The following is a 9932-nucleotide window of genomic DNA, read 5'->3' as shown; positions in this document are numbered from 1 at the left end:
GGCCTCAGCTTCGCCAGCATTTCCGCTGAGCAAAATGAGCCAGCGACGGTTCTTGTGTCCGGAAAAGTGCTTTCGGCGGCGGGTGAGCCCGCAGCAAACGCAACGGTCCGGCTGAGCCTTGCGTATGGCAAACTTGACGAGCATATCACGACAAAAGATGACGGCACGTTTGAACTGGCGATCAAAGTCCAACAGGCTGCACTTCCCGGAATCACTGTCCGCGCAAGCAGTTCTGATGGCGAACAACTCGCCGTCACCAGATTAAAAACCGAGAACGATGTCGCCAAAACGGATGATCTTGTCATCCAGCTTTCGGAAACCAAAGTGGGATCGATTCGCGTGGTCGATGCGGAGAGCAATCCGCTGGAAAATGCCTCGGTCGCGGTCCAACTGAACTTCCCAAACAATGTCACCGGTTTGTCGACCGATGAATCCGGTTCGGTCACGTTCCGTTATCCAAAATCGGATCGGATTCAGGCGATTGTGGCCTGGAAAGACAACGAGGGACTGGACTACCGAGTCTATGCATTACCACGTCATCAACACTCGGACTTGCTGACGCAACCACCGGAGTTTCCCAGCGAAACCGGCGAAATACTTCGGTTGGAGGGGGCAAAGCCGCTGCGAGTTCGCATGACCGACACCGCCGGAAACCCAATTCCGTCGATCCGAACCTACGTCTGGCTGCTCAAAAAAGATTCTGAAGCGAACCAGTTGAATCTTAGCTTTTTTGTGGACGCGTTCAGCGAGATGACAGATGAACAGGGCGAGTTGGAATTCGCTTGGCTACCAGCTTGGCAAACAGACCCTCTACAAATCTGGCCCTCTGCTGACGAATTCGTCCGGTCGCGAGGCATCTATGAACCCGCAACGGGTGACGGATCCTTCGAAATGCAACTGGACCGTCTCGTGCCGATTCGCGGAACCGTCACCGCTGCCGATGGCACTCCGGTACCCGAGATCACCGTCTCTGCTCGCGGGGCCGGTTACAGCATGGACGACAGCTCGGGAACCGCAACGACGGACGAACAAGGCACCTATGAAATCCAGGTTGCCCCGGAGCAAATTTATCTCGTCACCGTCCGAGATTCGCGATGGGCCGCTGCGCCGCAAACAGGGTTTGCTGTCCGCGCGAATGAGCCGGTCACGGGCAAAGACTTTGTTCTTCGCGAGGCGACGCGAGTTTTTGGCACGCTGACCGACGAAAGCGATGGCGAACCGATCCCGAACCAACGTGTGATCGTTTATCAATATGGCAGCGACCTGAATTCGATGGAGGGAGTGGAACTGAAAAACCCCGAGCAATCACGCAAATGGGTTCGTCCGATGGCATTCTACCACGCAATCAGCGACGAGAGCGGCAACTTCGAATTCACACTCGGTGACGGTCACTATGACATACGCCCGCCAAAACAGGAGAAGGCGGACAAGTTTGAAATCGCCGGTCAATCCGAGTTGGAAATGAACGTCACCACGGTGCTTCGAAAAGAGGTCGAATTGACAGGCAAGGTCACCGCTGCGGCGGACGGCCAACCGGTCGCAGCCGCGATGATCGAAGGGGTCCCTCAAGACTTTCGTGGTCGCGACTGGCAAGCCAGCAGTGCCGCCGACGGAACGTTTCGCGTGATGCGTAACAAGGAACCAACCTATGTCCATATCGAGAATCCAACCAAGACACTTGCGGCGGTGGTGATTGTCGATCCCGAACAAACGTCGCTTGATGCCAGACTTGAACCGACCGGTTCGGTCACCGGCCGATTGTTGGCGGATGACACGGAACAGCCTTGGCCGAATCAGAAGATTCAATACGGCATCAATGTTCCGGCCGCAAAGGGGCGAACGTGGAGCACACGCTTCGGCGGCAGCGTCGTCACCGACTCCGAAGGTCGATTCACGATCGACGGACTCGTCGGTGGATTTGAGTATTCAGTCAACCTGGGCGTTACCGAGGAAGGCTATTATCGCTCGCTACCCAAGTGGAAAGTGGCATCAGGTGAATCGCTGAGCTTGGGCGACGTCCAAGCCCCACCGCCCCCGAAACGCTATGTTCCCCCCACGCTGGAGGAACGAATCGCCGGTGCGTTCGCGGTGAAAGGATCGCCAATGGAACGCCACGAACGAGCCCTCAACTCGATCAAACTCGTCAATCAACATCTGCTGGTTGTATTTGGAGAGAGTGAAGATCCGCGTATCCACCAGCTGATGCAGGTTCACTATGAGGACAAAGACTTTCGCGAAATGCGGGACGAGTTTTTATTCATGGCCATTCCGACTGGCGGAGAAAAGCAAAATGCGGCGATCGAGTTAGCCGAAAAACTTGATGAATCCATCGCGGCAAAACGTGGAGACTTCTTGCTGGTTATTCTCGATCACGATGGGCAAAAGGTGGCGACGATCGACTCGGACGCCGTGTGTGATGGCGACGAATTATCGAAGGAAAAGCTGTTCAAGATTTTACGCAATCATCTGACCGAGACGCTTGACGCCCAAGAACTGCTCGACGCGGCATTGGCCAAAGCAAAAGCGGAAAACAAACGCGTTATCGTGCAAGAAACTGCAACGTGGTGCGGACCGTGCCATCGGCTATCGGGTTTCCTGAAGGAAAACCGCGAGTGGGAGGAGGACTATATCCTGGTGAAGATGGATCACCGCTGGAAGGGTGCCCGCGAGATCATGAAGGACCTTCGCGACGGAGCCGAGGGAGGCATCCCGTGGTTTGCGATTCTCGACGCCTCGGGCAAAAAGTTGGTCACGTCCAACCACTCCGAGAGCGGCAGCAACATCGGTTTCCCGTCAAGCGAAACGGGGCAATCCCATTTCGCCGCAATGTTGAACCAGACTCGTCAACGGCTGAGCGAAGACGATGTCGCGAAGTTCGTCAACAAACTCGCGCCGTCGAACGAGGACAAGTGACGAAACAGCCCGATTAAAATCCGGCCGACTAAAATCCGGCCGAAAAATCTTCTTTGCCATCTTTGGTGACTAACGCTTTTCGCAAGTTTTGATCCGCTGAATCGGTCACGAATTGCACGGCGCCGTCGCCCATCAACACGTGGGCGCCGCCCGGATGGCCGCCGTGGTCACGCGCGGCTCCGGAGGCCAGAAAGGCTTGTAGATCAATATCATCGGGGCTCATCCAGTTGACCGCGTTCGCAGAATCGGTTTCTACGACCATCAAGGTGTTCGATAGACCGTCGATGATTTGCCGGAACGTGGTCGGAGTCGCCCCCGACATGATTCCTTGCGGATGCACGACCGCGACATAGGTTGTCATTGTCGGATCGATTTCCGTCGACGGACAACTGTACGTTGGCACGACGGTCATCGCGACGGCTTGATTTTCTGGTGCATCCCACGGCTTTGAGAAATCGATCTGGTCGTATAGGGCTTGCTGTTCCACGAACGGCAAGATGATGGAACGCCAACTGTGCAGCGGGCGACCGTTGGCGTCGACGGTGTAGGCCGGAGGTAGCGAATTATAGGTCGAGTGATAATTATGCAGCGCCAAACCAATTTGTTTGATGTTGTTGGAACACTGCATCCGGCGAGCCGCTTCGCGGGCCGCTTGCACCGCAGGCAACATCAACGCGACCAAAATTCCGCCACACACCAACATCACGGCAAATGCCACCGCCAGGACCACGCCGACGATGACCATCGTCGATTTGCCATCCGATTTCCCAGGCGGCTGGTGATAAGGTTGCTGGGGCTGTTCGGGCTGCGAATACGGATTGTCGTTGCTCATGGTTTCACATCGCTAATTGAACGAGAGAGAGAGAGGAATCACCGTCAAATCTTACGCATCAAGTTGCCCCCAAAGCGGCACGACTTTAAGCATTCACCACAAGGCTACGATAGAAATCAACGCTCATTTCCAAGCCTTGATCGATCGTGACTTGTGGTTCAAACCCGAGTCGATTCCGTGCGACATTGATGTCGGCAAGCGAATCACGAACATCACCGGCACGTGGTGGTTCGTGAATCGGCTCGATGCCTTGACCAAGGATGTCACGCAAGGAATTCAGTAGCATCAGCAGCGAAGTTCGCTCACCACGGCCGACATTAAAGGTGCCACCGGGAGCGTCTGGTGAGGTGGCTGCCAACATGTTGGCTCGTGCGACATCGCGAACATAAACAAAGTCACGTGATTGCTCGCCATCGCCATAAATGATCGGCCGGTCCCCCGAAAGGATCATCGAAACGAAACGAGGAATCACCGCGCTGTACTCACTCTTGGGATCTTGGCGAGGCCCGAACACGTTGAAGTAGCGGAGCACCACGGTTTCCAATCCAAAGCCACGATAAAACGCTTGGCAATAAGATTCGGCGGCCAATTTTGCTGCGGCGTAGGGCGACAACGGCGCCACCGGATCGGATTCACGCTTGGAAACAAACGGCGAATCTCCGTACGCGGCACTGGTGGACGCCAACACCAAGCGTTTGACGCCGTTTTCTGCAGCACTTTTCAGCAGTTCCACGGTGCTGGTGGCACACCAGGCGTGGCACAATGCTGGTTCTCGCATACTGCGAGGCACGCTGGCCATCGCCGCGTGGTGAAAAATATAGTCGATATTTTCGGTGGCACTGCGGACACAATCGGCATCAGACGCATCGCCGTTAACGATTTCCACCCCGTCGTCGGACGTGGTGTGATCGAGGTTGTGTTGAAACCCGGTGCTAAAATTGTCGAGCACCCGGACGGTGGCTCCGACGCCACGCAAGGCGTCGACAAGGTGCGAACCAATAAATCCCGCGCCGCCTGTGACAAGGCACCGGGCACCGCGAAGACGCTCAAACTCACTCGACATATCTTCAAACTCTCGGAGGTAAAAATCAAAGCAAACAGGATGACCCAAACGACGGGGATAGCCAAATGGATGTGATGGCCAAACCACGTGGACGGATTGAGTGTACCACCACCGAGGCGGGTTTTATAGCAGTTCGGCTGAGGGCGGCACATGATTGGGGGAATATTCGGTTAACAGGGTCTATTCGGCTAAGAGGGCCTCGATCGTGTTCCGCATTTGTTGTTCGCCAGGCGTGCCCTGCCAATTCATTTCGCCCTGCCACCAGCGGCGGATAAAACCGTCTTTGTCGATCAAATAAACGGTCGGCCACATCGTCGTGTTGTACGCTTTCCAATTGGCGGATTCAGCATCAAGCATGACTGGGTATTCGATCCCTTCGGACTTGGCGGCGGCTCGGACTTGTTCGAATTTTCGCTCCGACGATGTCTCGGGCGTTTGGATGCCAATCACCACTAACCCCTTATCGGCGTAATCGTTGTGCCATGCGGTGTAATGCGGCAGGTTGCGTTTGCAATTGATGCACTGAAACGCATAGAAATGAACCGCCACCACTTTGCCTCGGTGCTGCTGTAGCGTCGCCGCAGTGCCATCAATCCACTTGGCTCCTTCGCTTCGCAATTCGGGCGCAAGCGGGTAGGTGCGTTTGACTCTGGCAAAATCGAACGGCTTGCCCGTCAGCGAACCGATCTTGGACCGCTGGGTATTGGTGAGTATTTTCAGCAAGCTTTCTCGCTCGGCCGCTTTCAATTCGTCAATCGCTTTGTTGACTTCGCCTGCGGAACGTTCTCCCGCAACGACAGCTTGCTGTAACTCAAACGATTGTGTGTCGGTTTGAGCAAACGTTTCAACGAGCGATTGCATTTGAGTCTCGTTCATCTGAAGCTCCGCCTGCACATTTCTTCGCAGCACCATTCGTGTCCCAAGTGCTTGCGACACGAGTTGGTCCAGTCGTGTTTTCTGAGCTGGTTCGAGAATGGAATCCAGACGTGAGGCGAGCGTCTGTGTCAACTGATCGACGATCGGGCGTTGTTCGTCAGGCTTTAGATTGCGAGAGCGGAACCAAGGACCATCGACCTCGACCAGGGCATCACGCAGTGACGCGAGTTGGTTTGCCGCTAGATTCAGCTCGGATTGGATTGCCGAATCGCGAATCATTTGCAACAGCACCGGGGGCACGTTGATCGAATCCGATGTCGTTTCTGCGGCGATCGGTTTGTTACTTGCGGCGGTCGCAGCGATGCCAATGAACCACAGGAGGAAAAAGAACTTAGGCATCACCGCACCGGAAATTCGCGAGAACAGAAGAGGAAGAGCGTTTTGATCACTGGAAGTTTTGATCACTGGAAAACGTTGCCCTTCATTGGAATCGTTTGCTCGCAGGAAAACATCCCCCTCGAGGTAGTGACGCGGATGCACGTGGGTCGCCTCATTGGCGCATCGCGTTTTGATCGCGGAGCGATCAACGACAGTCTAGTTGGGCTGGGTGATCCATTGCCTCGCTCGCTCGGCCGGCCGCGGGGTGGGGGCGGGCAAGGTCGGTTCGAGCGGACGCTGCGGACTGCTTGCCAACGTTGCGTTTTGTCGCGGCGGTGTGACCGCTGCGGTCGTGGCTGCGGAGGCCTGCGGTGTGGGTTGCCCCCCATCGGCTGCGCGGCTTCGCATCGCATCGATTTGGGCAAACCGCTCACTTCCCTTGAATCGATCCTGGACCTCCGCTGCCGCGACTTTTCCGCGGACAGTCCCGTGGGGATCCCCGGCGGGCGATTGCTGCGGCCACGGATCGTTGGATACCCCGGCTTCCATCGGCTGCATTTTGGCGACGACTTTGTCGGCATCCCGCGATCGCTCGACGGACTGTTGCTGCGCCGATGCGGTGGCACTAAAGCGTTCGTTGACGACGTCGGGGCGCGAGATCGGCACTGCCAAATCTTCGTACGTCAGCGGTTTGTACGCCTGCTGGCGCCGATTTGCCCACGAGTCTGCGATCGTGGGTTTGTTCCACGAGAACGAATCGAACGACTCGGTTTCCAACGCGTCAATCGTAGTCGTTTCAAGAACCAAGTCTTCGGTTAGATCGGTACGCAAACTGGGCGGCACCGGCGATGCATAGGACTGGACGGCACCCTGTGAGGATCGATTCGGGTGGGGGACCTGAGGCGTTTGCGCACTCAACAGCGACCCCGGCATCAGATCGATGGTCTCGGGGGCAACGATTTCGGGGGCACGTCGAAACGGCAACGCGGCCAATGTGCCGCCCGAGACGATCAGAACGCCAAGAGTAAGGTTTCGCAATGGAATTGCTCGCAGCTGGATGGAAAGCGAACGGAAACCGCTTACGCACCAACGAACAATCCGCTGGTGAAAAGCGACGACCAGCTTCGTCCTTGAAACCTAAAAGGGCTGCATCTTGCAAGAATAAGGTATCGGCCGCCGAGAGCGGTTTTCTGAAGCCAATTTCAGAAAAACTTTCCTCGATTTGAAAAAAGCATCGCTGGGGACTGAATTTGAACGGCGTCCACCGTTAGCGCAAACCGCTTTCGCTGATACGATTTCGCCTTCAGCCCGGTGTGTGCAGATATTCTCGCCTCGCAGCGATTAGCACGTAATTTCCGGGTTAACATCTCGTTGTTCACATAGAAATCATTGCCATGGAAGCCGGAATTGTTGGTCTGCCGAACGTCGGTAAAAGTACGCTGTTTAACGCTTTGACAGCATCCAAAGCGGCCCAAAGTGAAAATTATCCGTTTTGCACCATCGAACCGAACGAAGGAATGGTCAGCGTTCCGGACGAGCGTTTAACCCGAATCACCCATTTCATCACCCCTCAAAAGACGATTCCCGCGATCCTGAAATTGGTTGATATCGCAGGCATCGTCAAAGGGGCCAGTGAGGGAGAGGGGCTCGGCAACAAATTTCTCAGCCATATCCGCCAAGTGGACGCGATCGTGCAAGTCGTTCGCTGTTTCGACGATCCCGACGTGATTCATGTTTCGGGGACTGTCGACCCGATCGCCGACATGGATACGATCGAGACCGAATTGATGCTGGCGGACATCCAAACGCTCGAAAACGCGTTGGGCAAGGCCGAACGGACCGCCCGCAGCGGCGACAAGGAAGCAAAATTGCGGGTCGCCGTAATCGAAAAATGCAACGCCCACCTCAGCAAGGACGAACCGCTACGGACGCTTGAGCTGAACAACGTCGAAGCGTCCGCGATTTCGAGCTACGGGTTGATGTCGGCCAAACCGGTTCTGTACGTCGCTAACGTCAGCGAAAATGACCTCGAAGGCAAAGATCCGCTCGTGCAGAAGGTCCGCGATCAAGCGGCCAAGGTCGGCGCGACCGTGGTTTGCGTGTGTGCCAAGCTAGAAGCCGAACTTGCCGAGCTCGAAGAACCTGATCGCAGCGAAATGCTGGCCGAAGTCGGTCTTGAAGAACCTGCACTGAATCAAATTGCACAGGCGACCTACAGCACGCTGGGGCTGGAAAGCTACTTCACCGCCGGCGAAAAAGAAGTCCGTGCATGGACGATTCCCAAAGGAGCCACCGCTCCCCAAGCCGCCGGCGTGATCCATAGCGATTTCGAACGCGGTTTCATCCGCTGTGAGGTCTACACGCTGGAAGATCTCGAAACCTACAAATCCGAAAAAGAAATTCGACAGGCGGGTAAACTACGCGTCGAAGGCAAGAGCTACGTCATGAAAGATGGCGACATCTGTCACTTCCTGTTCAACGTTTAGCCGCTTTTATCAGCGATTGATTGCATTCGACTTGTGTCGTTTGCCCGGTAACCTGATGCTGCCCTGCTGCTTCGCCCACTCTGACTGCACCGCCCCTCCAACCGAGCGTTACATGAACAAAATGTTGATCCCAATTCTATTTGCCCTTGGCACCGCTATTTTCTGGGGATGTTACGGACCGACGATCGGGAACGCTCAAGCCCCGAAAGTCAACGGCGTCCCGATGTGGTCTCCCTTCAAACCGTATGTCTTCATTGGGATCGCCTATTTGGTGATCGCGATTTGTGGCGGTTTACTGATGATGAAAATGAAAGGCGATTCGTTTAGCTATTCCGGTGCCTATTTCCCGACGATGAAATGGGGATTTTTGGCAGGCGTCTTGGGCGCCTTCGGTGCGGTTTGCTTGACAACCGCGATGATGACCAGCCGAGGCAACGCATTGCTGGTGATGCCGATCGTGTTTGGCGGAGCGGTTTCAGTATCCGCGATCGTTTCGATTCTTAAATTGCACGGAGACGTCACGATCAATCCGCTGCTGTGGGTCGGCATGTTGTTAACGGTCGTCGGCGTGGTGATTGTGGCGATGAATACACCACATGGTCATGCGGCCGCCCCCAAACCAGCGGCTGCGGTCGATACCCCGGTGGCGGAGAAAGCAGCCGTGACCGACGAGGCGGCCGAAACGCCAAACGAAGCATCGAGCTAGTCGGCTCGAGCGTATCGCTTCGAATTAGTCGCCTCGATGTGGGGGGGCGACGTTGGCGATATGAATCTTTAATAGCCATTGTCCTTTCACGATGACGAATCTGTTATGGAACCAGCGACGGATCCGATGTCGCGTGTTCGCAGCATCGATACCGAGATCACGCATGTATGGATGGTCCGCACCTTTCTGAAACATTGTGACGAGGCCGAGGATGACGAAGATCTTCGTGATGTCGTCCGCGATCTCTACGACTTTATCCTGGCGGTCGGACCGATCGATGAGGTCGACGACGCTGCGGTCTACCTAAAGATGGCGAAAAAGAAAATCGGCAAGCTTCGTAAGGCCACTGAGCTTTACGAAGCGATTCAGCCCGAGGTCAGCGGCCACACTAATTTTGTCATGGCGGCGCGATCGCTACGTACCGCCGTGGACCGGATCGCCGATGCGATCTCGAAATAATCGCCTCCCATTTTTCATCTCTTAGGCTGCTGCCATGTTCCAGCTCGTTGTCGGTACTAACAACGCAAAAAAACTGATCGAACTACGACTGCTTTTGCCTCAGGATCGCGTCAAGCTGTTGGCACTGGCCGAGATCGAAGGCTCGATTGACGTGGACGAAACGGGGGCCACCTTCGCGGAAAACGCGGCCTTAAAAGCGACCGAACAAGCCAAACATCT

At 55.5% G+C, this 9932-nt stretch carries 9 protein-coding genes; 5 read left to right on the top strand and 4 right to left on the bottom strand.

What is annotated here, in order from left to right; translation table 11 throughout:
• Positions 1 to 2913 (top strand): carboxypeptidase regulatory-like domain-containing protein (locus ABX962_RS20190; protein WP_372721821.1); only part of this gene is annotated, 2913 nt, incomplete at its 5' end.
• 28 nt (positions 2914 to 2941) lie between these two features.
• Here ABX962_RS20190 and ABX962_RS20185 read toward each other — a convergent pair.
• From ABX962_RS20185 to ABX962_RS20170, 4 genes are all read right to left on the bottom strand, one after another.
• A complete protein-coding gene (locus ABX962_RS20185) occupies positions 2942 to 3745 on the bottom strand; it encodes a DUF1559 domain-containing protein (RefSeq protein ID WP_372721820.1) in 804 nt (267 codons plus the stop codon).
• 85 nt (positions 3746 to 3830) lie between these two features.
• Entirely contained in the window at positions 3831 to 4808 is a 978-nt protein-coding gene (locus ABX962_RS20180; RefSeq protein WP_372721819.1) for an SDR family oxidoreductase, read from the bottom strand.
• Positions 4809 to 4988: 180 nt separating this feature from the next.
• Complete coding sequence (locus ABX962_RS20175; protein ID WP_372721818.1) at positions 4989 to 6083, bottom strand: redoxin domain-containing protein; 1095 nt, start codon at positions 6081 to 6083, stop codon at positions 4989 to 4991.
• 195 nt (positions 6084 to 6278) lie between these two features.
• Positions 6279 to 7100, bottom strand: a complete 822-nt coding sequence (locus ABX962_RS20170) for a hypothetical protein (protein WP_372721817.1) — start codon at positions 7098 to 7100, stop codon at positions 6279 to 6281.
• A gap of 350 nt (positions 7101 to 7450) precedes the next feature.
• On the opposite strand from ABX962_RS20170, the gene ychF reads away from it, so the two are divergent.
• The 4 genes from ychF to ABX962_RS20150 all read left to right on the top strand — a co-directional run.
• Positions 7451 to 8548, top strand: coding sequence for a redox-regulated ATPase YchF (gene ychF / locus ABX962_RS20165; RefSeq protein ID WP_372721822.1), 1098 nt, complete (start codon positions 7451 to 7453; stop codon positions 8546 to 8548).
• Between the two features lie 112 nt (positions 8549 to 8660).
• Positions 8661 to 9254: a hypothetical protein gene (locus tag ABX962_RS20160; RefSeq protein ID WP_372721816.1), complete on the top strand. Its 594-nt coding sequence runs from the start codon at positions 8661 to 8663 to the stop codon at positions 9252 to 9254.
• A 105-nt stretch (positions 9255 to 9359) separates the two neighbouring features.
• Positions 9360 to 9713, top strand: coding sequence for an amidohydrolase (locus ABX962_RS20155; RefSeq protein ID WP_339943409.1), 354 nt, complete (start codon positions 9360 to 9362; stop codon positions 9711 to 9713).
• 34 nt (positions 9714 to 9747) lie between these two features.
• A partial coding sequence (locus ABX962_RS20150) for a non-canonical purine NTP pyrophosphatase (RefSeq protein WP_372721815.1) occupies positions 9748 to 9932 on the top strand: 185 nt, incomplete at its 3' end.

Origin of the sequence: Novipirellula sp. (genome assembly GCF_041583735.1) — a bacterium.
Taxonomy (GTDB): Bacteria; Planctomycetota; Planctomycetia; order Pirellulales; family Pirellulaceae; genus Novipirellula.
Note: the sequence above shows the minus strand (reverse complement) of the source record. Positions and strands in the feature narration are given on the sequence as shown.